Raw genomic sequence first — 23,977 nt, 5'->3', positions numbered from 1 at the left:
ATGGCCCACTTGCGGGCGGTGTCCTGCCGCTGCCGCGCCACCTTCTTGTGCAGCTTCGCCGCCTGCGCCCGCGCCGTGCGGTAGCCCCTGGACGCGCCCTGCCCACGGGCGGGCTTACGCCGGGCCATCATCCGCTGATACCGCGCCAGACGCTGCGCCGCGGTCTTCCCGTGCTGCGGGTGCGGCAGGTCGTGGGCGTCGCTGGTCGTGGTCGCGGTCTCAAGCACGCCCCAGTCCACGCCGATCACGGCGCCGGTGGCGGGCAGCGGCTGCGGGGCAGTGGCCACCACGAACGAGGCGTACCAGTGGCCGAGGCTGTCCCGGCACACCCGCACCGACGTGGGCCGGCTGGACAGGTCGCGGGAACACACCACGGTCACGACGATGCCGCCGGCCAGGTGCAGGCGTCCGTCCTTGAGCCGAAAGCCGCGGGTGGTGTAGTTCAGTGTCGGTGCGGCCTCGCGCTTGCGCTTGATCCGGGGCATCCCGGCCCGCTGCCTCACCGGCAGCCGCGCCGCGATGTCCCGCAACGCTTTGGCCCGGGATTTCGCGAAGTCACGGATGACCTGCTGCTGCGGCACCGAGCTGCCCTCCCGCAGCCACGCCATCGACCGCCGCGCCTGGGTCAGCATCCTGTCGAGCTGCGCGGGGCCGCACGTGGCCTTCTGCCCGGCGGTCCTGTTCAGGCCATGAACCTTCCGGGACACCGCCACGCATTCGTTCCACACCCACCGGCACCGCGCCCACTCCGCCTCCAGACCGGCACCCGCCGACGACGACACACGCAGCCGATAGGTGAACCGGGCATGCCCCGACCCCTGCCCGGCCACCACGGTCGTCGTCATGCCCGGGAACCTAACAGCCCCCACCGACAACGAAGGAGAGCGCAGGTCACAACGGACACGCACAGAACTCCGCCGCTTCGCGGCCACGACTCAAGAACCCATTCCCCCCGGCCCGAAGGCCAGGGCGTCCTAGAAGAAATCGGTGACCCGCCCGGGGGACCGTCACGACGCGGACCCCGGCCGCCTCCAGCGCCGCCCGTCCTGGCACATCGCCGCTCAACTCGCCCTGCAGGAAGGTGCGTGGGACGGGCGAGGAGAGCAACAGTTCGCGCATCACCGGATCGCTCCCCTGCACCAGTGAGGAGGCGCTGCGATGCAGGGCGACCGGGTCGGCCAGACGCATCGTCGCGGCCCACCGCCGTCCGACCCGCTCCAGGAAGCGGGCGAAGCCCCCACCATCCGATGCGGACGGTCCAGAGGAACTCGCGCCCGTCGAAGCGGAGGCGACGGCGCCGTTTCCTCACGGGCGGACGCCCTGGTGGGCGCGGGAGTTGGCCATGACGTCAGCGTAGGAGCCCGGCGATCTCGCGACCGAGCGGTTTTCCACAGGGCGCGCCCCGGTCTCGACGCGGGTGTTACCCGGTGGTTAGGGTGCGCCCACCACTGAGAACTCACTGGAGAGGGGATGCCCGTGTCCGCGACGGACGACGACGCGCTGTTCGTGCTCACGGCGGCGATGCTGACGCCCGCGCAGTTCCCGAGCGTCCTGGCCGACGACTATCCGGCGGCGTGCGCCGAACTCGGGCTGGAAGCGGTGGACGAGGGCTACGGCCTCGTCTTCGGCCAGGACGGGACGGGCGCCCGGTGGACGGTGGCGATCAGCGACACGGCGCTGGTGGCGTGCGCCCTCGCCGCGTGGGACTGCGGGCTGGAGTACGACCTCTCCCCCGACGAGCGCTCCGTCGTCGCCGCGCTGCCCGGCTGGCCGCTGCCGGTCGCGGTGGCCGCGCCCGGCGTCCCCGCCCCGCACGATCCGCCGGAGGCCGACGGCGGCCCGCCGCTCTCGCCGCCGGACACCGGGACGTGGGGGCCGGCGCAGCGGCGCCTGGGGGCCGACGAGATAGCCCTCCGGTGGCGGATCTGGCGGGAACAGCTCGACGCCGGGAACGAGTCCGACGCCTCGGGCGACGCCGGCGGCTCCGGCAGCTCGGACGCGCCCGCGCAAGCCGGCCAACCGGGCGGGGCGGAAGAGGAGCCCACCGGGAAGGCGCCCTCGGATGTGCGGTCCACGGAGGAGAAGTCCACGGAGGAGAAGTCCGCGGAGGTGCGGTCCGCGGAGGAAAAGCCCGGGGAGAACAGGTCCGGCGAAGCGAGCGGAGCCTCGGATCCCGTCGTCCACGGCATCCATCCCGGGGTACGGCGTGCGCTGGAGGCCGCCCAGGGGTATCTGCGCACGCCCCCGCCACCCGGCCGCATACGCTCGACCGCCGCGGGCGAGGGCGTTCGCACCCTGCGCGTGGACGGCGAAAACTGGAGCCTGGTGGCCCGCACGGACGACATCGCCTTTGTGCTGCTTGACGAGGAGCCCGGGCAGGTGCTGCCCGTCGGCCGTGGGCCGGAGCTCCCCGGCCTGCTGGAGGCCCTGGAGAAGCTGGCCGTACGGCCCGCCTGAACCCAGGCAAGAGGCGGGACCGCGTACGGCTCAGGCGTCAGGGCCGTCCGCGCGGACCTTGCTGTCGACCTTGCGCGCGGCGATCAAAACCGGGTCCCACACCGGTGAGAACGGCGGGGCGTAGCCCAGGTCGAGACCGGTCATCTGCTCGGCGGTCATCCTCGCGGTGAGCGCCACCGCTCCGATGTCCACGCGCTTGGCCGCGCCCTCACGGCCGACGATCTGCAGCCCGAGCAGCCGTCCGGTGTGCCGCTCGGCGATGGCCTTGACCGTCATCGGGGCGGCGCCGGGGTAGTAGCCGGCCCTGCTGGTGGACTCGATGACCGCGCTGACGTACTGCAGCCCCGCGGCCCGCGCCTGGGACTCCTTCAGTCCCGTACGGGCGATCTCCAGGTCGCAGACCTTGCTGACGGCCGTGCCCACCACGCCGGGGAAGGTGGCGTAGCCGCCGCCGATGTTCGTCCCGATGACCCGGCCCTGCTTGTTGGCGTGGGTGCCCAGCGGAATGTGCTGCATCCCGCCGGAGACCAGGTTGAGGACCTCCACGCAGTCCCCGCCCGCCCAGATCACCTCTTCGCCGCGCACGCGCATCGCGCGGTCGGTGAGCAGCCCGCCGTGGGCGCCGACCGGCAGCCCCGCGTCACGGGCGAGGCCGGTGTTGGGCGTGACGCCGAGACCGAGCACGACGACGTCCGCGGGGTACTCGCCCCGGTCGGTGGCCACGGCGCGCACCCGGCCGTCCGCCCCGGTGAGCACCTCGCGCACCGGGGCTCCGGTGACGACGGTGATACCGAGGCCCTCCATGGCCTCCCGTACGAGCCGGCCCATGTCCGGGTCCAGGGTCGCCATGGGCTGCTCGGAGCGTTCGACGAGGGTGACCCGGAGCCCGTGCCGCAGCATGGCCTCGGCCATCTCCACGCCGATGTAGCCGCCGCCGACCACGACGGCGTTCCGCACGGGCCTGCTGTCGAGGGCGTCCAGGATGTCCTCGCCGTCGTCGAGGATCTGCACGCCGTGCACGCCCTCGGCGTCGATCCCGGGGATCGGGGGGCGCTTGGGAACGGCGCCGGTGGCGATGACGAGCTGGTCGTACCCCGTCCAGTCCTCCGCCCCGAAGACGTCGCGGGTGCGCACCCGCCCGCGGTCCCGGTCGATCTCCACGACCTCGGTGCCCAGCCGCACGTCGATGTCGCGGGCGCGGTGCTTCTCGGGCGTGCGGGCGATCAGCTTGTCGGGGCCGGTGGCGTCCCCGGCGATCCAGTACGGGATCCCGCAGGCGGAGTAGGAGGTGCGGCGGCCGCGTTCGAACGCGACGACCTCCAGTTCGTCCGGGCCCTTCCTCCTGCGCGCCTGCGACGCCGCCGACATCCCCGCGGCGTCCCCACCGATGACCACCAGCCGTTCCCTCATGCCCCGCAGCGTATGCGCCGCCCCGGTGTCCCGCGCGATCACCCTGGTGCCGCAGACTGGGCGCCATGGACCTGCAGATCACCGCGACCTCCCCCGACCATCCGGCGACCCTCCTCGACCTGCCGTGGAACGTGCCGCTGGAGGAGTGGCCGGAGGAGTACCTGGTGGCGCTGCCGCGCGGCATCTCACGGCACGTCGTCCGGTTCGCCCTGGCCGGCGACGAGGTCGTGGCGGTCAAGGAGGTCGGCGAGTGGGCCGCCGTCCGCGAGTACGGGCTGCTGCGCGACCTGGACCGCATGGGCATACCCGCGGTCGACGCCCTCGCCGTCGTCACCGGCCGCACCGACGGCCGCGGCGAGCCGCTGGAGCCGGTGCTGATCACCCGCCACCTGGGCGGCTCGCAGCCGTACCGGTCCATGTTCGAGACGACGATGCGCCCGGGCACGGTCAACCGGCTCCTGGACGCGCTCGCCGTGCTGCTTGTCCGGCTGCACCTGGCGGGCTTCGCCTGGGGCGACTGCTCGCTGTCGAACACCCTCTTCCGGCGCGACGCGGGCGCCTACGCCGCCTACCTGGTGGACGCCGAGACCGGGCAGATCCAGCCCAGCCTCTCGCGCGGTCAGCGGGAGTACGACATCGAGGTGGCCCGGGTGAACATCGCGGGTGAGTTGATGGACCTGGAGGCGGGCGGCTCGCTGCACCCGTCCGTGGACCCGGTCACCTTCGGCCAGGCCATCGCCGACCGGTACGGCGAGCTGTGGCACGAGCTCACCCGCGAGTCGGTGTACCCGGTGGCCAAGCGGCACTACATCGACCGGCGTATCCGGCGGCTGAACGACCTCGGTTTCGACGTCGCGGAGATGCAGATACAGAGGTCGCCCGACGGAGACGCCGTCACCTTCCTGCCCAAGGTCGTGGACGCCGGGCACCACCAGCGCCAACTGCTCCGCCTCACCGGCCTGGACGCCGAGGAGAACCAGGCCCGCAGCCTCCTCAACGACCTCGAGACGTGGATGGCCTCCCAGGAGGACTACGCCCCCGGCGACCCGCTGGGCGCCCGCCCCGAGGTGCTCGCCCACCGCTGGGTCCGCGACGTCTTCCGGCCGACGGTCCGCGCCGTGCCGCGCGAGCTGCGCGGCTCGCTGGACACCGCGCAGATCTACCACGAGCTGCTGGAGCACCGCTGGTTCATGTCCGAGCGGGCGCAGCGCGACGTGGGCCTGGACGCGGCGGTCGAGGACTACATCCACAACGTGCTCCTCCAGTCGCCGCAGGGACCCGCCGTTCCGCTGCCGCCGGAGTAGGGCCGGGCACTACTCTCGGCGGATGACCGACCGGATGACCGACCGGACCTCGCTGAGGGCCGTCTTCGACGAGGACGCCGAGCTGTACGACCGGGTCCGCCCCGGGTATCCCGCCGTGCTCTTCGACGACCTGGCCGGGGTCGCCGGACTCGGCGCCGGCGCGCGCGTGCTGGAGATCGGCTGCGGAACCGGACAAGCCACCGTGCCACTCGCGGAGCGCGGGTTGCGCGTCACGGCCGTAGAGCTGGGAATGTCGATGGCGGCGGTCGCCCGGCGCAGGCTGGCCAGGTTCCCCGACGCCGAGGTGGTCGTCTCCGCCTTCGAGGACTGGCCGCTCCCGGACGAGCCGTTCGACTCCGTCGTCTCGGCCACGGCGTTCCACTGGATCGACCCCGCCGTGGCCGTCGTGAAGTCCGCCGACGCGCTGCGGGCCGGCGGGGTGCTGGCCGTCATCGGCACCCATCACGTGGACGGCGGCACCCGGGCCTTCTTCGCGGACGTGCAGGAGTGCTACGAGCGCTTCGACCCGGCGACGCCCCCGGGCCTGCGGCCGCGCGCGGCGGCCCTCGTCCCCGCCGACAGCGAGGAGACCGACCGCTCCGGGCGCTTCGGGCCGGCCGTCTTCCACCGCTACGAGCGCGAAGTGCCGTACACCACCGCCGAGTACCTCGGCCTGCTGCTGAGCTACTCCAACCATCGCGCCCTGCCCGCGGCGCGGCGCGAAGCCCTGCTGTCCTGCATCCGGGCACTGGCCGACGGCCGCTACGGCAGCCGCATCGTCAAGCGGTACCTGACGGAACTGCGGATCACGCGGCGGCTGTGACGGACCGCCGCCGGTACGCGGGTCATCCGGGCGTGCCCGCGGGGCCGCGCGTCGCCGAGACCGTCAGTCGTACGTAGTCCACGACCGGCTCCGGCAGGCGTTGGGCGACCGCCCGGACGAAGGCCTCGTGCTCCCGGCGGGGAAGGCGTTCCAACTGGCCGCCGAGGACGACGACGGCCAGGTAGGACAGCAGTTGCGGGCCCGGTTCGAGACGGGCGGGGTCGGGCATGAGGGTGACCTGGACGTCAGTGAACCCGGCGTCTGTCAGGCGCCGTTCGGTCTCCTCGACGCCCGCGAAGTTCCACACGCCGGGCTGCGGGCCGAGGACGTCGTCGACGGCTGCCGAGACGCCCGCGATGTTGCCGAGTCCGCCGCATTCGGCGACCAGGCGTCCGCCGGGGCTCAGGACGCGTGCGATACCGCGGAAGAGCGCGGCGTGGTCAGGGATCCAGTGGAAGGTGGCGACGCTGGTGACGGCGTCCACGGTCCCGGTCACGGGGAGCGGGCCGGTGATGTCGGCGTGCACGACCTCGACGCGCTCCAGACGTCCGGCCAGGCGCCGGCGGAGCTGCTCCAGCATGCGCTGTGAGCCGTCGAGGGCGACGACGCGGCCGTGCGGGAGCAGGCCGAGCAGCGCCTCCGTGTCGCGTCCGGTGCCGCAGCCCAGGTCGAGCACGCGCTCGTCGCCGCGCGGCGCGAGGCGGTCCAGGGTCCTGCGGCCCCACTGCGCGTGGGGCAGCGGCAGGCTGTCGTACGTGGTGGCGTCCCATTCCCGCGTCATGACCTCCACGCTAGCCACAAGCGTCCACCAAGTGATACCCATATCTCGCATTGTGATCAGCCCGCAAGGGATGCACCGGCAGCATCGGAGGAGCGAGCATGACGGGGATCGGGGTACGGCCCGTGGGATGGGTGACCGGAGGCCGGGTACCGGTCGAGGACGACGACTAGGGCGGCGTCGAGGCGGTGATCCGGCTGGACGGGGAGCGGTTCGGGCCCGAGGCGCTGTACGGCCTGGACGCCTTCTCCCACCTCGAGGTCGTCTTCCACTTCGACCGGGTTCCCGAGGAGCGGGTCGAGACCGGCGCGCGCCGTCCGCGGGGCAACGAGCAGTGGCCGCTGATCGGCATCTTCGCCCAGCGCGGCAAGAACCGGCCCAACCGCCTGGGGGTGTCGCGTTGCAGGATCTCGCGTGTCGACGGGCTGGACGTCCACGTCGTGGGGCTCGACGCGGTGGACGGGACGCCGGTACTCGACCTCAAGCCGTGGATGGCCGAGTTCGGCCCGAGGGAGACGGCGTTTCAGCCCGCGTGGGCCACCGAGTTGATGCGCGACTACTACTGAGCGCCCCTGAGGTGAGCGGCGGCGCCACGTTCACCGGCGTCCCCGACGGCACGTACAAGGACGCGGCGACCGGCGCGGTGTGAACCCTGACCGGCGGGAGCCTGTCGGTCGACGCACCCGGCAAGGGCAACCTGCGCGTGCACGTACTCGACCTGGGCGGGGACAACGCCGCGCCGGACAAGGTCGGCGCGGACGGCCGTACCTGCGCCCGCGCCCGCGGGACGTACCCGCGGGCGTGGGCCGGGGAACACGGGCTCGGGCCGGGGAACACGGGCGGGCGCGGGGACGCGGAGAAGGCATCCGGGTGAGGCCGACGGCTCGCCCGGCGTGTCCGCTCCACGCAATCCGGTCATATGAGCTGATGTTCATTTCATGGGTTCACACCGTGCGGCCAAGCACGCGCGTCGCCGCGTGGCCGGAGCTCCACGGCGTGCCGCCCGCGTCTGGGCGACGGCCGCCGGGACGGCCGGTGTCGTCGCCGTGGCCGCCCTCGGGGTGCACAGCGCGATCATCCACACCGACCCGCCCTCCGTCCACGCCCGCCCCGCGCCGAGCCCCCAGCTCATGCCCTTCCCCGACCTGGCCGCCCGGGCCAGGCTGCAGCGCGTCCCGCTCTACCCGGCCCACGAGCCGGCCATCGTCTCACGCGAGAGCTGGGGGGCCGACGAGTCGCTGCGCACCGAGCCCCCGCACTACAGCACCACGGTCAAGGCGGTGTTCCTGCACCACACCGACAGCGACAACGACTACACGTGCGCGGACGTGCCCGAGATCATCCGCGACATCTACTCCGGCCACATCCAGAGCCGCCACTGGGACGACGTCGCCTACAACTTCTTCGTCGACAAGTGCGGCACGATCTACGAGGGGCGCGCCGGCGGCTCCGACCGCCCCGTCACCGGGGCGCACTCGATCGGCTTCAACAAGGACACCATGGGCATCGCCGCGATCGGCACCTACGACGCCAAAGGCAGCGTGCCGCAGGCGATGACCGAGGCGATCGCCCGGGTCGCCGCCTGGAAGCTCGGGCTGTCCGACATCGATCCCCGGGGCAAGGTGACCCTGGTGTCCAGCAGCAGCAAGAGCCGCTTCAAGAAGGGCAAGCGGGCGGTCTTCCACGTCGTCGCGGGCCACCGCGACGCCTACATGACCGACTGTCCCGGCAAGGAGTTGTACGCCAAGCTCCCGGAGATCCGGACCGAGGCCGCCAGGCTCCAGGGCCGCCCCCCGCTGCGCGCCGCGAAGACCAAGGGCTGACTCCTCCGACCCCCGCTGCGCGCCGCGAGGAGCAAGGGCTCCGACCCGTTCCGCCGCCGGGTCAGCGGGGCGCGAGCGCCAGCAGCGCGACGTCGTCGCCCACCGCGCCCGCGTACCGGCGCAGGTCCTCCCAGACCGCGTCCACGACCGCCTCCGGGGAGGGGTCGGCGCCCTCGGCGAGCCGGGCGGCGAGGCGTTCGGCGAGCGGGTAGAAGGTGCCCGAGGCGTCGCGCGCCTCGGTGACGCCGTCGGTGTACGCGAGGATCACGTCCCCCGGCAGCAGGGGCACCACCGCCGGCAGGGCCGGTGCCTGTCCGGACAGCCCGACGCCGAGCGGCGGACCGGGTTCGCACTCCAGCTCCAGCACCTCGCGGCCGCGCAGCAGCAGGGCGGGCGGGTGCCCCTGGCAGACCAGCCGCACCCATGACCCGTCGTCGGGGAACTCCAGCAGCAGGGCGGTGGCGAACAGCTCGGCGTCCCCGGCGGCGTCCAGGCACAGCCGCCGTTCGAGGCGCCCCGCCACACCGCACAGCTCCCGCTGGTCGAGGACGGCCTCACGGAAGGCGCCGAGCAGCGCCGCGACCGTGCCGACCGCGGCGAGGCCGTGCCCCTGGACGTCGGCGACCAGCGCCCGTACGCCGTGGGGCCCTGGCCGCACGTCGTACAGGTCGCCGCCCACCAGGGTGCCGCGCTGCGCGGCCCGGTACAGGCCCGCGCAGCGCACCTCCCCCACTCTGCCGGGCACGGGGGCGAGGACGGCGAGCTGCGCCGCCTCGGCCACCGACCGGGCCAGCACCAGGCGGCCCCGGAAGCGCTGCTGCAGCGCGGCGATGACCACGCTCAGGGCACCGATGAGCACGACAGCGCCGAGTTCCGCGCCGACCAGTGTCCCCGAGCCCACCACGGGGAGCTCCATGACGGCCACGACCGCGGCGGCCACGACCGCGGTGCCCGCCACCCCGTAGGTGAGCGCGGCAAGGGGGGCGACCGCCGCGTAGTAGGCGCCGAGTTCCACGTTGCCGGGGGTGACGCCCTGGGCCAGGATCAGCGCGGCGAGCAGGACGACCGGCAGCAGGCGCAGCCAGCGCGGCGGTGCACCGATCCGCAGTGTGCCGTCCTCGGCCGTGGCCGTGCCCATGCAGGCACCGTAACCGCGCGTGGCACGGGCCGCGCGTCTCAGCCGGTGGCCGCCGCCGCGACGAGCTCCGGGTGGTGCTTGCGGGCGACCTCGGGGTGGGCGCGCAACCAGCCCTTGAGCTCGTTGCGGCCGTACTCGGCGAAGAGCGGGTTGGCCGGGTCCCGGGTGGCGCCGGGTGCGCGGTGGGCGTGCTCGAACGGGAGCGGGGCCACGCGCGCGTCGAGGCGGGGGTTGTAGAAGAAGGGCACGGAGTAGCGCTCGCGGGCGCCGGCCGGGCTGACCACGCGGTGGTTGGTCGCCTTGAGATAGCCGTCGGTGGCGACCTCCAGCAGCTCGCCCAGGTTGACGACGAAGGCACCGGGCAGCGGCGGCACGTCGTGGAAGCGGCCGTCGAAGCGCTCCACCTGCAGGCCGCCGACCTCGTCCTGGAGCAGCAGGGTGAGGAAGCCGTAGTCCTTGTGCGCGCCGACGCCCTGGTCGTCGCCGGAGGGGGCGGTCCCCGGGTAGCGGACGAGCTTCAGGTGCAGGTGCGGCTCGTCGGCGAAGGCCCCGTCGTAGAAGTCCTCGGGGGCGCCGATGGAGGCGAGCAGTTCGTGCAGCAGCCGGTGGGCGACGCCGCTGAGCCGGTCGATCCAGGCCAGCGAGAGTTCGCGGAGCTCGGGCAGGGCGGCGGGCCACTGGTTCGGACCCTCCAGCCACCAGTACGGGGGCTCTCCGGCGGCCGGGACGTGCTGCGGGCGTTCGGCGCCGATGTCGAGCTGGTCGCGCCAGTCCTGGCTGCCGCCGGTGCGCTCGTCGCCGGTGCGGGTGTAGCCGCGGAAGTGCGGGGAGTTCAGGTTGCCGATGGCGAGCCGGTCGGCCTCGGGCAGGGCGAAGAACGCGCGGATCACCCGCATCAGGGCGGCGGTCTCCTCGGCGGTCACGCCGTGACCGGTGAGCTGGAAGAAGCCGACCTCGTGCGCGGCCGAGTGCAGTTCGCGGTGGAGCCGGGCGCGCGCCTCGGGGCCGCGGTCCGCGGCGGAGAAGTCGATCACGGGAAGCTGGAGCGTCATGGTGTGTTGTCCGCAGGGTGAGGACCCGGCACACGCCGGGGGGGCGGCCGGACGCCGCGGACGGGGTCCTGGTGGGACGGCGTCGCGGGGCCGAGTGGGAGGAAGAAGGCGGGGGGGTCAGCCGCTGCGGCGACAGGACATGCTCGTGACGCGGACGAAGTCCACATGCCGGCGGCGCACGAGCAAGAGCATGGGCCAAGGGTACTGCGCAGCGTCGTCGCCGACGGTGACGCATGTCACGCCGCCCCATGACCCGGCCGGTACGGGCGTGGGGCGACGCCATGGTCGCGCCGGGCGCGGGCGGCAACGATGTGGCGGCAGCCATCCCCGACGTGCAAATGGAGGCTCCCCATGCGCCCCTGGAGGGGCGTCCCCCTGCTCGCCGCCGCCGTGCTCGGGCTCGGCGCCGCAGCGGTCCCCGCCGGTGCGGAGGCGGCCGCGGGCACGGCCGGGCACTGCGCCCGGCTGGACCGGGTCACCGTGCCCGGCGCCGAGCACCAGCAGAAGGCCTGCCTGCCCGACATGACGACCACCGCGCTGGCGGGCACCGCGTACACCGACACCGCCGACCAGGCGGGGCTGGCGGCGGCCGGCACCACCCGCCCGTCCGGCGTCCCGGGCGTGCAGGTCGACGGCTACTTCCCGGACACGTCGGGTTTCAACACCACGCACGGCTGGCAGCACGACGCCCAGTTCGTGCTGCGGCTGCCGGACCGCTGGAACGGCGGCCTGATCGTCACCGGCGCGCCGGGCACCCGCAAGCAGTACTCGCTCGACGTGCTGATCTCCGACTGGGCGATCGCGCGGGGCTACGCCTTCGCCTCCACGGACAAGGGCAACAGCGGCCCGGACTTCTACACCGACGGCCGCCGCCCGGGTGACGCCATGGCCGAGTGGAACCGGCGCACGACCCAGCTCACGGTGGCCGCGAAGGCGGCGGTGGCCTCGCGCTACGGCCGCACGCCGCACCGTACCTACATGACCGGCATCTCCAACGGGGGCTACCTCACCCGCTGGCAGCTGGAGCATCACCCGGCCCTCTACGACGGCGGAGTGGACTGGGAGGGCACGCTCTGGACCGCGGACGGTCCCAATCTGCTGACCTCGCTGCCGGTCACGGTGGCCCGCGCCCAGGGCCGGGCCACCGACGCCGACCTGCTGGCGGCCGGGTTCGCGCCCGGCTCGCAGTTCCTGTGGGCCTACCACCAGCAGGCGTACTGGGGCCTGACCCAGAAGGTCTACCGGGCCGAGTTCGACCCCTCCTACGACGCGGCCTGCCCGGGCGCGAGAGCGGGTGCGACCGTGCCGGAGATCCTCGCGCCCTGCGCGTCGGACGCCGACTACGACTACGCCGCGCGTCCGGCCGCCGTGCACCGGGCCGTGGGCCGGGTGTCGCTCACCGGACGCATCGGGAAGCCGATGATCACGCTGCACGGCACCCTGGACACGCTGCTGCCGATCGCCACCGATTCGGACGTCTACACCCGCATGATCGACTCCGCGGGCCGGGGCGCGCTGCACCGCTACTACACGATCGAGGGCGGCAACCACGTCGACGGCCTCTATGACACGTACCCGGACCGGCTGCGCCCGATCCTGCCCTGCTACCGGGCCGCGTTCGACGCGCTGACCTCGTGGGTGGAGCGGGGCCGGACACCGCCCGCGGACCGCACGGTGCCCCGGCCGGCGAGCGGGGACGTGGTCAACTCCTGCGCGCTGTCCTGAGGTCAGACCCGCTCGAGCGGACGGTGCGGCCCTTCGGGCAGCTCGACGGCGATCGGGTCGCCGGGCCGCACCTCTCCACCGCGCAGGACCACGCCCATGATCCCGCCCTTGCGGACGATCGCGCCGTCCTCGCCCCGCCCGACGACCTGCTTGAGCAGGCCCTGCTGGAAGCCGTCGATCTGCAGGCAGGGGTTGCGCAGCCCGGTCACCTCGACGACGGCGTCCGCGCCGAGCCGCAGCCGCGTCCCGACGGGCAGGCCCAGCAGGTCGACGCCGCGCGTGGTGACGTTCTCGCCGAGCTCGCCCGGGGCGACCTCGAAGCCGGCCGTGCGCAGCTCGTCGTGGAGCTCGCCGTGGATGAGGTGGACCTGGCGCAGGTTGGGCTGCGTCGGGTCCTGGGCCACCCGTGAGCGGTGCTGCACCGTCACCCCGAGGTGTGCGTCGCCCTCCACGCCGAGCCCGGTCAGCAACCGGATCCTGTCGCGGGCGGGCTTGCTGAAGTGGTGTCCCTCGTCGCGGCTGACGGCGGTGACGGTCGCGGTCATGGGCGGCCTGCTCCCCCTCGGTCGGTCGGTCGGTCGTGCGATCATTCCAACGAGAAGATTCATTGAACTTTCAATTTATGGCGTACTCTGAGGTCATGTCTGTTCGCCGTCTGAACCATGCCGTGCTCTACATCCGCGACGTCGCGCGGTCCGTCGAGTTCTACACCGCCGTACTCGGCTTCGAGGTCGCCGCGGAGATCCCCGGCCGCGCCGCCTTCCTCAGCGCCCAGGGCACGCTCAACGACCACGACCTCGGCCTGTTCGCCATCGGCCCGGACGCGCCCGGCCCCGAGCAGGGCCGCGTCGGGCTCTACCACCTGGCCTGGGAGGTCGGCACACTCCGTGAACTGGCCGATACCGCCCGGCTGCTCACCGAGCGGGGCGCGCTCGTCGGCTCCAGCGACCACGTCGTGTCGAAGTCGCTGTACGCCAAGGACCCGGACGGCAACGAGTTCGAGGTCATGTGGCGCGTCCCCCGAGAGGACTGGCCCGAGGGGCAGGAACTCACCGGCCCGCTCCCTCTCGACATGCAAGCGGCGCTGGAGCATTGGGGCCCCGACCTCAGGACCGGCGCCGCCGCGGGCTCCGTCACCTGAGCGGCGGTGGGCCGCAGCCCGCGCGCCGTCACTTGCCGATCTGACGCCTGCCGGCACGGCGCAGCCTGCGCCGCTGGGAAGGGTCCAGGGTCAGGTAGGCGGCCACGGGGACACCCACGATGACCAGCAGCGCCAGCCACGCGGGCAGGACCCACAACAGGATCAGGCCGACGGCCACGCCGCCGACGGCGACCTTCGCGCGATTGGACATCTTCCCGCCTCCGTCTGCGGCGCGTGCCGCACTCACTGGAGTAAACGCGGCATCGCGGGCCGCGGTTCCCGGTACGGCGCGCCCTGCCCGGCCTCACGGGCAGGGCGCGGCCGTCGGGCCTCACTCGTGGTGGCGTTCGGTCAGTTCCCTCGGTTCCTGTGGGGGCGCGTCCGGCCCCGTCGTGCGCTCGGGGGCGGCCTCCGGCGGGTCGGCGGGGGCCGTCGGCCGCTCGCGGTGGCGGGCCGCCTCGGCGCGAACGAGCGCGCCCAGGGCTGCGTAGATGTCCACGGGCATGGTGGGGTCCCTCCTGCGGGTTTCTGTCCTCTGACGGGCATCGCTGCGGTCCGCCGCGCGGGCGGCGGCGGCCGGGAGCCGTCAGCAGCGCAGGACGAGGTACAGGTGGTCGGGTCTGCCCGCGGGGGCGACGTGCCGGGCGGGACCGCGGAGCGCGGCACCGACGGGATCCGGGGGGAGGGTGTCGTGGACGACGTCGGCGGCGTGCCCCTGGACGGTTCCGGCACGCTGCTGGGGGCCCGCCTGCGGGGCGGCACGCCGCCCGACGCTCGCCGGGAGGTGGTGTGTCTGGGTGCCGGGTTCGTCCGTGGCGACGGCGACGGCCGCCGCCGACGCCGGCGACTGCAGGGCCGCGGTCGTCGGTGCGCACATCGCGTGGAGCAGACAGACCAGTGCCGCGAAAAGCCCGACCGCGGCCCCTGCCGGGGCCCGACGGGGACGTCCCGCTGCGGCATGCGGCATGCGCTGCTCCTCCGGATGCGTACCCCCCACTCTTAACCGGGCACGCGCCCGGCCCACCTGACGCACTACGCCGATCGACGCGCACGTTCACTCGGCGGGCGCAATGCGCGACGCTACCGGGGCTGGGCCGGGCCGGTGCGGTGCGGGTGGGCTGCGGTCGCCAGTCCAGGACGTCCAGCCCCGCAGGCCTCACCCCCGGCCCGCCCTCGCACCCCCTGCAGGCCCGCCCCCCGCGCGGGACACCCGGGTGGGGGATCCGCCGCAGGCGCGGGTACTCGCAGGCGACGAGGGGGCGCGCCGGGGGGCCTCGGGGGGGCGGCGTGCCCCACCCGGTACGATCGAGCCCGGCACGCCGCCCGGAACCTCGCGGACGTGCCCCCGCCCCCCGCGTGCCCGACCAGGACGGGGCGGCGGCCGGGTCGCCGCCGGGAACCGCCACAGCGGAGAGGTGGCGCTCGGCAACTCGCCCCCGCTCAGGCTCCCCGGTACCGGGTGAAGGCGGGGAACGCCGCCGCGAGACCGAGCATCACGACCACGACCAGCACACCGCCCACGGCGACCGCGCCGCGCGTCCCGAAGGCGGAGCCGGCCGTGCCGTGCAGGAGGTCGGCCAGCCGGGGACCGCCCGCGACAACCACGGTGAAGACGCCCTGCATACGCCCGCGCATGTCGTCGGTCGCGACCGACTGCAGGATGGCGCTGCGGAACACCATCGAGACCATGTCCGCGAATCCGGCCAGTGCCAGGAAGCCCGCGGCCCACCACAGGCTGCCGCTGAGCCCGAGACCGGCGATCGCCACGCCCCAGCCGCAGACCGCGATGACGACCATCAGGCCGTGGCGCTTCGCGCGCGAGAAGGTGCCCGAGAACAGTCCCCCGGCGACGGCGCCGATGGGAATGGCCGCGTACAGCAGGCCGAGGGCGAAGCCCTCGTTCCAGGAGGCGTACGTGGTGTCGGCGAGCTGCGGGAACAGGGCACGCGGCATGCCGAAGACCATGGCGACGATGTCGGCGAGGAAGGACAGCAGCAGGATCCGCTGCACGGTGATGTAGCGGAAGCCGGCGCCGACCTCGCGCCAGCCGCCGCGCCGGGCGACGGGCGCCCCGTTCGCCTCCAGGGGCGGCAGCGCGGGCAGTCGCCACACCGCCCACACGGTCACGGTGAGGGCGATCGCGTCGATGAGGTAGAGGTCGGCCAGGCCGATGACGGGTATCAGCACGCCGGCAAGCAGCGGGCCGACGATCAGGCCGGTCTGCATGACGGTCGAGCCGAGCGCGATGGCGGCGGGCAGTTCCCCGGCGGGCACCAGGCGGGCGATGGCGGCACTGCGCGCGGGGGCATTCATGCCGGCCGCGGCCTGCTGGGCGGCGAGCAGCACCATGAGCAGCCAGACGGAGTGCGCGCCCGCGAACGCCTGCACCCAGAACAGCAGCGAGGTGGCGGCGATGGCGATGTTCGTGAACAGCATCAGCTTGCGTCGGTCCACGCTGTCGGCGACGGCCCCGCCCCACAGGGCGAAGACCACCAGCGGGACCAGCCCGGCGAGGCTGGAGTAGCCGACCCACGCGGACGAGCCGGTGATGTCGTAGATCTGCTTGGGCACGGCGACGGCGGTGAGTTGGCTGCCCACCGCGGTCACGGTGGTGGAACTCCACAGGCGGCGGTAGGCGGGGTGGCGCAGGGGACGCGTGTCCATGAGCCAGCGCCCCCGGCGGGCGCCTCGGTCGTCGGTGCCCGGGTCGGCCGCCGTGACGCGGTCCGCGGTGGGTTCGTCGGCGGGGGCGTCCTCGGAGGTCTTCTTGGTGCTGTCCACGGGTGCTGTTGCTTCCTCGTACAACTATCGCTGACTTGCTGACACTACCCGCCCTCCCTCGCCGGGTGTGAGGGCGGACGGGCAGGCCCTGGTCAGCGCCCCGCGGGCGCGGTCCGCGCGTTGTGGCGCGGGGAGAGCGGGACGTCGGCGGCGCGCCGCGCGACGGACGCGTGCGGGGTCGTGGCGGCCAGGACGGCGCGTTCACGCGTTCGGACCAGCCCGGCGGTCCCCCGTGCACGATCTGTGATGACCTGGTTACGCAGCTGAGGGCGACGGCGTGACCGCTCCCTGCCGGGGCGCGGCACTCGGTCCCGCCCCCGCGGCCGCTCACCGATGCCGACCAGCCCCGCGTCTCGCAACGGGCGGAAACGAAGGCGTGGCGATGAAAGCTGTCCCGGCCACCGGCCGAATACCCGGGCGCGGACTGCTCTGCGCGCTCGCCGTACTGGTCGCCTTCGGGCTGCTGCTCGCCACGTGCACGGCCGCGACGCACACGCGCCGGACCGCCGGGCCCCTCCCCACCCAGGCGGCCTCCGCGAACGCGGTGGCCGGCGCGATCCGCGTGGACCTGCGGCGCTACTACACGCAGAAGCTGCGCTGGAGGCCCTGCCACGACCGGGCGTTCCAGTGCGCGAATCTCAGGGTGCCGCGGGACTACGCGCACCCGGCGGCGGGCGACATCGCCCTGGCCGCGATCCGCAGGCCGGCGAGCGGTCGCGGTGCCGCCCGCATCGGCGCCCTCCAGATCAACCCCGGCGGGCCCGGCCTGTCCGCCGTCGACGATCTGCGCTCCTACGCCGACACGTACTCCCCCGCCCTGCGCGCCGCGTACGACCTGGTCGCGGTCGACCCGCGCGGTGTCGGGCACAGCACACCGGTGGACTGCGGCGCCGCCAGACCCCCGGGCGCCGGGACACGGGGAACGCCCGCTTCGGACGAGGCCGGGCTCATCGACACCTGGGCCGCCTACCACGCGGAGGTCGCCGCGGACTGCGCCCGGCACGCCGGGCGGCTGCTGCCGCACGTGGGCACCCTCGACGCGGCCCGGGACATGGACGTCGTACGCGCCGCGCTGGGCGAGGAGCGCCTGCACTTCCTGGGGTTCTCCTACGGCACCTATCTGGGCGCCACGTACGCCGACCTCTTCCCCTCCCGCGTCGGCCGTGTCGTCCTGGACGGCGCCGTCGACCCGGCCATGGACGGCTACCACGCCTACCTCAACCAGGCCCGCGGCTACCAGATCGCCTGGGAGTCCTTCGCCGCCGACTGCGCCCGCCGCGGGCACTGCCCGGTCGGCCGTTCCGTCAAGGAGGCGGGCCGCACCCTGGACGCCCTCGTGGCCGCACTCGACCGCGCGCCCGTGCGGCAGGGCAAGGACGACCGCCTCGACGGCGAGACCTTGCTCGGGGCGGTCGTCACCGCGTTGCGCGCGCCCGACTGGAGGACGCTGCGCGCGGTGCTCGACGGAGTGCGGGCCGGTGACACCACCATGCTGCGGGAGCTCGTGGGCTCCGTGGACGACACCGCGCCCGGTGACGAGTCCATGACGGCGGTCAACTGCCTGAGCTCCGCGCTCGAATCGCGGTCGACCCCCGCCCAGGCGCTGGCGGCGCTGCCCGAATTCCTGCGGGCCTCAGCCCAGTTCGGAGCCTTCTACAACGAGGACCTGTCGACGTGCGCGCATTGGCCGGCGCGGCCGACGCAGGTCCCGCGCCGCGTCAGCGCCCGTGGCGCCGGCCCGATCCTCGTGATCGGCACCACCCGCGACCCGGCCACCCCCTACGACCAGGCCCAAGCGCTGGCCGCCCAGCTCACCTCGGGACGGCTCCTCACCTGGGACGGCGACGGGCACACCGCCTACCAGCGCGGCAGCCGCTGCGTCGACACGACCGTCGACGACTACCTGCTGCACGGTCTGCTCCCGCCCGCCGGCGCGGTCTGCCGCTGACGCGACCACCCGCACCGCCTTCCGCGCGGCGCACAGAAAGGTGTGGCCATGAACGGACCCCGACGCAGGCTCCGCGGCTTCCTCGCCGTGCTCGGCAGCTGCGGGCTGCTGCTCACGGCGTGCGCGGCGGGCGACCTCCGGCGGACGCCCGCCCGGGCGCTGGCCGAGGGCGCCGCCACCGCCGTACCGGCGGAGCTGGGGCGCTATTACGGGCAGCGGCCGGACTGGAAGGCCTGTACCGCGGTGCCGTCGTTCCAGTGCGCCACCATCAGGGTGCCGCTGGACTACGAGCGCCCCGCGGGGGGCGACATCACGCTGGCGGCGATACGGCAGAGGGCCACCGGGAACGGCGCCGCGCGCGTCGGATCGCTGCAGATGAACCCCGGCGGACCGGGCTCGTCCGCGATCGCCTACCTCCTCGGCAACGTCGGCTCCTTCTCCCCCGCGGTGCGCGCCGCGTACGACCTGGTGGCGGTCGACCCGCGCGGTGTCGGGAACAGCACACCGGTGGACTGCGCCACCGACGCCCCCACGGCCGCCCCGGACGCCGGCGCGCGCAGGGCGGACATCGCCGCCTGGGCCGCGGACTTCGCGGAGATCGCGGCCGCATGCCGGCGGCACGCGAGCCGGTTGCTGCCGCACGTGGGCACCCTGGACGCCGCGCGCGACATGGATGTCGTGCGCGCCGTACTGGGCGACGAGCGGCTCCACTACCTGGGCTTCTCCTACGGCACCTACCTCGGCGCCACCTACGCCGAGCTCTTCCCCTCCCGCGTGGGCCGCATGGTCCTCGACGGCGCCGTCGACCCCGCCCTCGACGGGTACGACTTCACGATCGGCCAGGCCCGGGGCTACGAGGTCGCCTGGAAGTCCTTCGCCACCGAGTGCGCCACCCGGCCCGACTGTCCCGTGGGCCACTCGGTCCAGGAGGCCGGCCGCATCCTCAACGCCCTAGTGGCCATGCTGAACCGCACCCCCCTGCGGCAGGGCAAGGACATCACCGTCACGGGAGACGCCCTCCTCGGCGCGGTCATCCTCGGGCTCAGGTTGCCGGCCTGGGAGGCGCTGCGCGCCGCGCTGGCGGGGGTGCGGGCCGGTGACACCACGGCCGTGCAGGCACTCCTTGGCGTCGACGAGGAGACCGAGGCGGGCGACCAGTCGTACTACGCGGCGTCGTGCCTGAGCGCCACGCTGGGCACGTGGTCGACCGTCGCGCAGGCGCGGGCGGCGCTGCCCGCATTCCGCCGCGCCGCTCCGCAGTTCGGCGAGTACTACGCCGGGACCCTGCCGATGTGCACCCAGTGGCCCGTCCCTCCGAACCAGTCCGCGCACCGCGTCACCGCGGCGGGCGCCGCACCGATCCTGGTCGTGGGCACCCTCCGCGACCCGGCCACCCCGTACTCCTGGGCCCAGGCGCTCGCCCGGCAGCTCTCCTCCGGGCGGCTGCTCACCTGGGACAGCGACGGGCACACCGCGTACCACCGGGGCAGCACCTGCGTCGAGAGCGCCGTCGACGACTACCTGACACGAGGTCAGCTCCCACCCGCCGGCACGGTCTGCGTCTGACGGGCGGTGGCCGCCGTGCGGGCCACGGGTACGCGGTCCGGCCGGCGCGGGCGCATCGCGGCAGGGCTGCTGAGCGCCTGCCTGGTGCTGACCGCCTGTTCGTCCCAGCGCCCGCATCGGCCGGCGGCCGCGGACCGGTCCCCGTCGCCGTCCGCGTCCGCCCCGGCCGCTCCGGTCGCCTCCGCAGCCTCGGCGGCGGCGTCGGTGGCGGCCTCGGCTGCACCACCGGACGTGTCCCGCTACTCCCGGCAAGAGCTCGACTGGCGGCCCTGCCGGGAGGCGGCGTCGTTCCAGTGCACCACGGTGAGGGTGCCCCTGGACTACGGCCGTCCGCGGGCGGGCGACCTCCGGCTGGCGGTCGTCCGCCACAGGGCCACCGGTCCGCCCGCGGACCGCATCGGCTCGCTGCTGCTCAATCCCGGCGGACCCGGGGTGTCGGCGGTCGACGACCTGATGTCCTTCGGCGACGGCTTCTCCCCCGCGATACGTGCCGCGTACGACCTGGTAGGCGTCGACCCCCGGGGCGTGGGGCGCAGCGCCCCGGTCGACTGCGGGACCGGCACCCCGCTCCCCGGGACCCACGGCCCCGAGCCGGGCTTCGCGCTGATCGCCGACGCGTGCGCACGGCACGCGGGCCGGCTCCTGCCCCACGTCGGCACCACCGACGCCGCCCGGGACATGGACGTCGTACGGGCGCTGCTCGGCGACGACCGGCTGAACTTCCTCGGCTACTCCTACGGCAGTTACCTGGGCGCCACCTACGCCGAACTCTTCCCCTCCCGTGTCGGCCGCATGGTCCTCGACGGCGCCATCGACCCGGGCATGGGCGCCTACCACGCCACCCTCGGCATGGCACGCGGCTACCAGGCGGCCTGGGATGCCTTCGCCGCCGACTGCGTCGCCCGGCCCGGTTGCCCGGTCGGCCACTCGCTCCCGAAGGCGGGCCACGTCCTGGACGACCTGGTCGCGCGATTCGACGAAGCCTCCCGGGCAGAGGGCGGCCACGGCACCTCCCCCACCGGTGACGATCTGCTCACCGCGGTCACCTCGGCACTCGCGGCTCAGGCGTGGGGCGGACTGCGCTCCCTGCTCCGGGAGGTGATGGCAGGTGACCCCGCCGCCTGGCGACGGCTGCTCGGCACGGACGGCGACGGAGCACCGGGTGAGCAGTCCCTCACCGCGATCAACTGCCTGAGCTCCGCGCTGGGGCCACGGGCGACCGCCGAGCAGACACGTGCGGCGCTGCCGGAGTTCCGCCGCGCGGCTCCCCAGTTCGGCGTGTACTACGCCGGGTTCCTCCCGATGTGCACCCACTGGCCGGCCCGGCCGACCCAGGTGCCGCACCGCGTCACCGCGCGCGGCGCCGGGCCCATCCTCGTGATCGGCACCACCCGTGACCCCGCCACCCCCTACGACCAGGCCCGGGCGCTGGCCGCCCAGCTCTCCTCCGGACGACTCCTCACCTGGGACGGCGACGGGCACACCGCCTACCGGCGCGGCAGCCGCTGCGTGGACGCCGCGGTCGACCGGTACCTGCTGAACGGCCGGCTCCCGCCCGTCGGCACCGTCTGCCGCTGAGAGAACGCCGAAGCGCGCTCCCCCGGACCCTCGGGGAGAGCGCGCCTCACGCGGGGAGATCAGCCCCGGCGGCCGTTGCCTCCGCCGAGGCCCTTGTCCAGACCGGCGCGGCGCAGGGCGTCGGCCATGGCCCCGCCGGGGGCCGGGCGGTCGCGGTCACCGCGGGACTGGCGGGGCGGGTTGCCGCCCCGGCGGTCGGGACGCGGACCGCGTTCCTGGCGGCCGCCGCCGGCGTTGCCCTTGGGCGCGCCCGCCTCGTCCTCCAGGCGGAGGGTCAGGGAGATGCGCTTGCGCGGGATGTCGACGTCGAGAACCTTGACGCGGACGATGTCGCCTGGCTTGACCACCTCGCGCGGGTCGCTCACGAAGTTCCTGGACATCGCCGAGACGTGCACGAGCCCGTCCTGGTGGACGCCGATGTCCACGAAGGCGCCGAAGGCCGCGACATTGGTGACGACACCCTCGAGGACCATGCCGGACTCGAGGTCCTTGAGCTCCTCGACCCCCTCCTTGAAGGCGGCGGTCTTGAAGGCGGGCCGCGGGTCGCGTCCCGGCTTCTCGAGTTCGGAGAGGATGTCGGTGATCGTCGGCAGACCGAAGGTGTCGTCGACGAACTCCTGCGGCCTCAGCCCGCGCAGCACCGTGCCGTTGCCGATGAGCGCCTTGATGTCGGTGCCCGCCGCCGTGCTCATGCGTCGTACGACGGGGTAGGCCTCGGGGTGCACGCTGGAGGCGTCCAGCGGGTCGTCGCCGTCGGGGATCCGCAGGAAGCCGGCGCACTGCTCGTACGCCTTCGGGCCGAGCCGGGCCACGTCCTTCAGAGCAGTGCGCCGCCGGAACGGGCCGTTGGCGTCACGGTGGGCGACGATGTTGGCGGCCAGGCCCTCGGTGATGCCGGAGACGCGGCGCAGCAGCGGCACGGAGGCCGTGTTGACGTCGACGCCGACACCGTTCACGCAGTCCTCGACGACCGCGTCGAGGGAGCGCGAGAGCTTCACCTCGGACAGGTCGTGCTGGTACTGGCCGACGCCGATCGACTTGGGGTCGATCTTGACGAGTTCGGCGAGCGGGTCCTGGAGGCGGCGGGCGATGGAGACGGCGCCGCGCAGCGACACGTCGAGCTCGGGGAGCTCCGCGGAGGCGTAGGCGGACGCGGAGTAGACCGAGGCGCCTGCCTCGGACACCACGGCCTTGGTCAACCGCAGTTCCGGGTGCCGCTTGATGAGGTCGGCGGCGAGCTTGTCGGTCTCACGGGAGGCGGTTCCGTTGCCGATGGCGACGAGGTCGACCTTGTGGGCGGCGGCGAGCCGGGCGAGGGTCGCGATGGAGGCGTCCCACTGGTTGCGCGGCACGTGCGGGTAGATCGTGTCGGTGGCGACGACCTTGCCCGTCGCGTCGACCACGGCCACCTTGACACCGGTGCGGAAGCCCGGGTCCAGGCCCATGGTGGCGCGCGTGCCGGCAGGGGCGGCGAGCAGCAGGTCGCGCAGGTTGGCGGCGAAGACCCGGACCGCCTCGTCCTCGGCTTCCTGGCGCAGCTGGACGCGCAGGTCAAGGCCGAGCCGGACGAGGAAGCGGGTGCGCCAGGCCCAGCGCACGGTGTCGCCGAGCCACTTGTCGGCGGGGCGGCCGCGGTCGGTGATGCCGAAGTGGTGGGCGATCTTGCGCTCGAAGGTCGAGGGGCCCTCCTCGGCCGGCTCCTCGGGCTCCATGGTGAGGTCGAGGACCTCCTCCTTCTCGCCGCGCAGCATGGCGAGCACGCGGTGCGAGGGGAGCTTGGTGAACGGCTCGGCGAAGTCGAAGTAGTCCGCGAACTTCGCGCCCGCCTCCTCCTTGCCCTCGCGCACCTTGGCGACCAGCCGCCCCCGCTCCCACATCCGGGTGCGGAGTTCGCCGACGAGGTCGGCGTCCTCGGACCACCGCTCGGTGAGGATCGCGCGGGCGCCTTCCAGTGCCGCCGCGGCGTCGGCGACGCCCTTGTCGGCGTCGACGAACCCGGCGGCCTCGGCCTGCGGGTCCAGGGACGGGTCGCCGAGGAGGCGGTCGGCGAGCGGCTCCAGGCCGGCCTCGCGGGCGATCTGCGCCTTGGTGCGCCGCTTGGGCTTGTAGGGCAGGTAGATGTCCTCGAGGCGGGCCTTGGAGTCCGCGGCGAGGATCTGCGCCTTCAGGGCGTCGTCGAGCTTGCCCTGGGAGTCGATGGACTCCAGGATCGCGGCACGCCGCTCGTCCAGTTCGCGCAGGTAGCGCAGGCGCTCCTCCAGCGTCCGCAGCTGGGCGTCGTCGAGGCCGTCCGTCGCCTCCTTGCGGTACCGCGCCACGAACGGCACGGTCGCGCCGCCGTCGAGCAGCTCGACCGCCGATCTGACCTGACCTTCCCGTACGCCGAGTTCCTCGGCGATCCTGCGCTCGACCGAGACCGTTGTCGTCACGATGTGCGACCTGCTTTCTGGCTG

General features: G+C 73.9%; 20 protein-coding genes and 2 pseudogenes. 11 read left to right on the top strand and 11 right to left on the bottom strand.

The features are described 5' to 3' along the window. A partial coding sequence (locus AC3EUJ_RS12150; protein ID WP_431961111.1) for an RNA-guided endonuclease InsQ/TnpB family protein occupies positions 1-845 on the bottom strand: 845 nt, incomplete at its 3' end. 625 nt (positions 846-1,470) lie between these two features. Between AC3EUJ_RS12150 and AC3EUJ_RS12145 the strand changes: the two genes are divergently transcribed. Then, positions 1,471-2,457 (top strand): hypothetical protein, encoded by a 987-nt coding sequence (locus AC3EUJ_RS12145; protein WP_431961110.1) that lies wholly within the window; start codon positions 1,471-1,473, stop codon positions 2,455-2,457. A gap of 30 nt (positions 2,458-2,487) precedes the next feature. On the opposite strand, the gene AC3EUJ_RS12140 is transcribed toward AC3EUJ_RS12145, so the two are convergent. Next, positions 2,488-3,867, bottom strand: coding sequence for an FAD-dependent oxidoreductase (locus AC3EUJ_RS12140; protein WP_431961109.1), 1,380 nt, complete (start codon positions 3,865-3,867; stop codon positions 2,488-2,490). A gap of 65 nt (positions 3,868-3,932) precedes the next feature. On the opposite strand from AC3EUJ_RS12140, the gene AC3EUJ_RS12135 reads away from it, so the two are divergent. Together AC3EUJ_RS12135 and AC3EUJ_RS12130 are read left to right on the top strand one after the other, a co-directional pair. After that, positions 3,933-5,171, top strand: coding sequence for a DUF4032 domain-containing protein (locus tag AC3EUJ_RS12135; RefSeq protein ID WP_431961107.1), 1,239 nt, complete (start codon positions 3,933-3,935; stop codon positions 5,169-5,171). Positions 5,172-5,193: 22 nt separating this feature from the next. Next, positions 5,194-5,994 carry a class I SAM-dependent methyltransferase gene (locus AC3EUJ_RS12130; RefSeq protein WP_431961106.1) on the top strand — a complete coding sequence of 267 codons (801 nt, stop codon included), beginning with the start codon at positions 5,194-5,196 and terminating at the stop codon, positions 5,992-5,994. A 22-nt stretch (positions 5,995-6,016) separates the two neighbouring features. On the opposite strand, the gene AC3EUJ_RS12125 is transcribed toward AC3EUJ_RS12130, so the two are convergent. Next, the gene (locus AC3EUJ_RS12125) at positions 6,017-6,775 is read right to left on the bottom strand and encodes a class I SAM-dependent methyltransferase (protein WP_431961105.1); all 759 of its coding nucleotides are present in this window, start codon (positions 6,773-6,775) and stop codon (positions 6,017-6,019) included. 98 nt (positions 6,776-6,873) lie between these two features. Between AC3EUJ_RS12125 and AC3EUJ_RS12120 the strand changes: the two are divergent. From AC3EUJ_RS12120 to AC3EUJ_RS12110, 3 genes and pseudogenes are all read left to right on the top strand, one after another. Then, positions 6,874-7,338: pseudogene (locus tag AC3EUJ_RS12120) on the top strand (SAM-dependent methyltransferase). Between the two features lie 11 nt (positions 7,339-7,349). Continuing rightward, positions 7,350-7,535 (top strand): annotated as a pseudogene (locus AC3EUJ_RS12115) (hypothetical protein); the annotation flags it as partial. A gap of 175 nt (positions 7,536-7,710) precedes the next feature. Next, entirely contained in the window at positions 7,711-8,595 is an 885-nt protein-coding gene (locus AC3EUJ_RS12110) for a peptidoglycan recognition protein family protein (protein ID WP_431961104.1), read from the top strand. Between the two features lie 61 nt (positions 8,596-8,656). Here AC3EUJ_RS12110 and AC3EUJ_RS12105 read toward each other — a convergent pair whose 3' ends face one another. Both AC3EUJ_RS12105 and AC3EUJ_RS12100 read right to left on the bottom strand, forming a co-directional pair. After that, entirely contained in the window at positions 8,657-9,733 is a 1,077-nt protein-coding gene (locus AC3EUJ_RS12105; RefSeq protein WP_431961103.1) for a PP2C family protein-serine/threonine phosphatase, read from the bottom strand. A gap of 38 nt (positions 9,734-9,771) precedes the next feature. After that, positions 9,772-10,785, bottom strand: coding sequence for an isopenicillin N synthase family dioxygenase (locus tag AC3EUJ_RS12100; RefSeq protein ID WP_431961102.1), 1,014 nt, complete (start codon positions 10,783-10,785; stop codon positions 9,772-9,774). Positions 10,786-11,136: 351 nt separating this feature from the next. Here AC3EUJ_RS12100 and AC3EUJ_RS12095 point away from each other — a divergent pair, with 351 nt between their 5' ends. Next, entirely contained in the window at positions 11,137-12,510 is a 1,374-nt protein-coding gene (locus AC3EUJ_RS12095) for a tannase/feruloyl esterase family alpha/beta hydrolase (RefSeq protein ID WP_431961101.1), read from the top strand. A 2-nt stretch (positions 12,511-12,512) separates the two neighbouring features. Here AC3EUJ_RS12095 and AC3EUJ_RS12090 read toward each other — a convergent pair whose 3' ends face one another. Beyond that, entirely contained in the window at positions 12,513-13,055 is a 543-nt protein-coding gene (locus AC3EUJ_RS12090; RefSeq protein WP_431961100.1) for an MOSC domain-containing protein, read from the bottom strand. Positions 13,056-13,150: 95 nt separating this feature from the next. Here AC3EUJ_RS12090 and AC3EUJ_RS12085 point away from each other — a divergent pair, with 95 nt between their 5' ends. Further along, complete coding sequence (locus AC3EUJ_RS12085) at positions 13,151-13,651, top strand: VOC family protein (RefSeq protein ID WP_431961098.1); 501 nt, start codon at positions 13,151-13,153, stop codon at positions 13,649-13,651. A 28-nt stretch (positions 13,652-13,679) separates the two neighbouring features. Here the strand turns inward: AC3EUJ_RS12085 and AC3EUJ_RS12080 are convergent, their stop codons facing one another. The 4 genes from AC3EUJ_RS12080 to AC3EUJ_RS12065 form a co-directional block, all read right to left on the bottom strand. Beyond that, a complete protein-coding gene (locus AC3EUJ_RS12080; protein ID WP_431961097.1) occupies positions 13,680-13,862 on the bottom strand; it encodes a hypothetical protein in 183 nt (60 codons plus the stop codon). A 120-nt stretch (positions 13,863-13,982) separates the two neighbouring features. Then, on the bottom strand, positions 13,983-14,156 hold the full coding sequence (locus AC3EUJ_RS12075; protein WP_431961096.1) for a hypothetical protein: 174 nt from the start codon (positions 14,154-14,156) through the stop codon (positions 13,983-13,985). Positions 14,157-14,237: 81 nt separating this feature from the next. After that, positions 14,238-14,528 carry a hypothetical protein gene (locus AC3EUJ_RS12070; protein ID WP_431961095.1) on the bottom strand — a complete coding sequence of 97 codons (291 nt, stop codon included), beginning with the start codon at positions 14,526-14,528 and terminating at the stop codon, positions 14,238-14,240. 563 nt (positions 14,529-15,091) lie between these two features. Next, positions 15,092-16,432 (bottom strand): MFS transporter, encoded by a 1,341-nt coding sequence (locus AC3EUJ_RS12065; RefSeq protein WP_431961094.1) that lies wholly within the window; start codon positions 16,430-16,432, stop codon positions 15,092-15,094. 382 nt (positions 16,433-16,814) lie between these two features. Here AC3EUJ_RS12065 and AC3EUJ_RS12060 point away from each other — a divergent pair, with 382 nt between their 5' ends. From AC3EUJ_RS12060 to AC3EUJ_RS12050, 3 genes are all read left to right on the top strand, one after another. After that, positions 16,815-18,380, top strand: coding sequence for an alpha/beta hydrolase (locus AC3EUJ_RS12060; protein WP_431961093.1), 1,566 nt, complete (start codon positions 16,815-16,817; stop codon positions 18,378-18,380). A gap of 48 nt (positions 18,381-18,428) precedes the next feature. After that, positions 18,429-19,946 carry an alpha/beta hydrolase gene (locus AC3EUJ_RS12055; protein WP_431961091.1) on the top strand — a complete coding sequence of 506 codons (1,518 nt, stop codon included), beginning with the start codon at positions 18,429-18,431 and terminating at the stop codon, positions 19,944-19,946. Positions 19,947-20,177: 231 nt separating this feature from the next. Next, positions 20,178-21,524 carry an alpha/beta hydrolase gene (locus AC3EUJ_RS12050; protein WP_431961090.1) on the top strand — a complete coding sequence of 449 codons (1,347 nt, stop codon included), beginning with the start codon at positions 20,178-20,180 and terminating at the stop codon, positions 21,522-21,524. A gap of 59 nt (positions 21,525-21,583) precedes the next feature. On the opposite strand, the gene AC3EUJ_RS12045 is transcribed toward AC3EUJ_RS12050, so the two are convergent. After that, positions 21,584-23,953: a Tex family protein gene (locus AC3EUJ_RS12045; protein ID WP_431961089.1), complete on the bottom strand. Its 2,370-nt coding sequence runs from the start codon at positions 23,951-23,953 to the stop codon at positions 21,584-21,586. Positions 23,954-23,977: the final 24 nt, after the last annotated feature.

Source organism: Actinacidiphila sp. bgisy160 (assembly GCF_057707815.1).
This window is presented reverse-complemented; position numbering and strand designations above follow the sequence as displayed.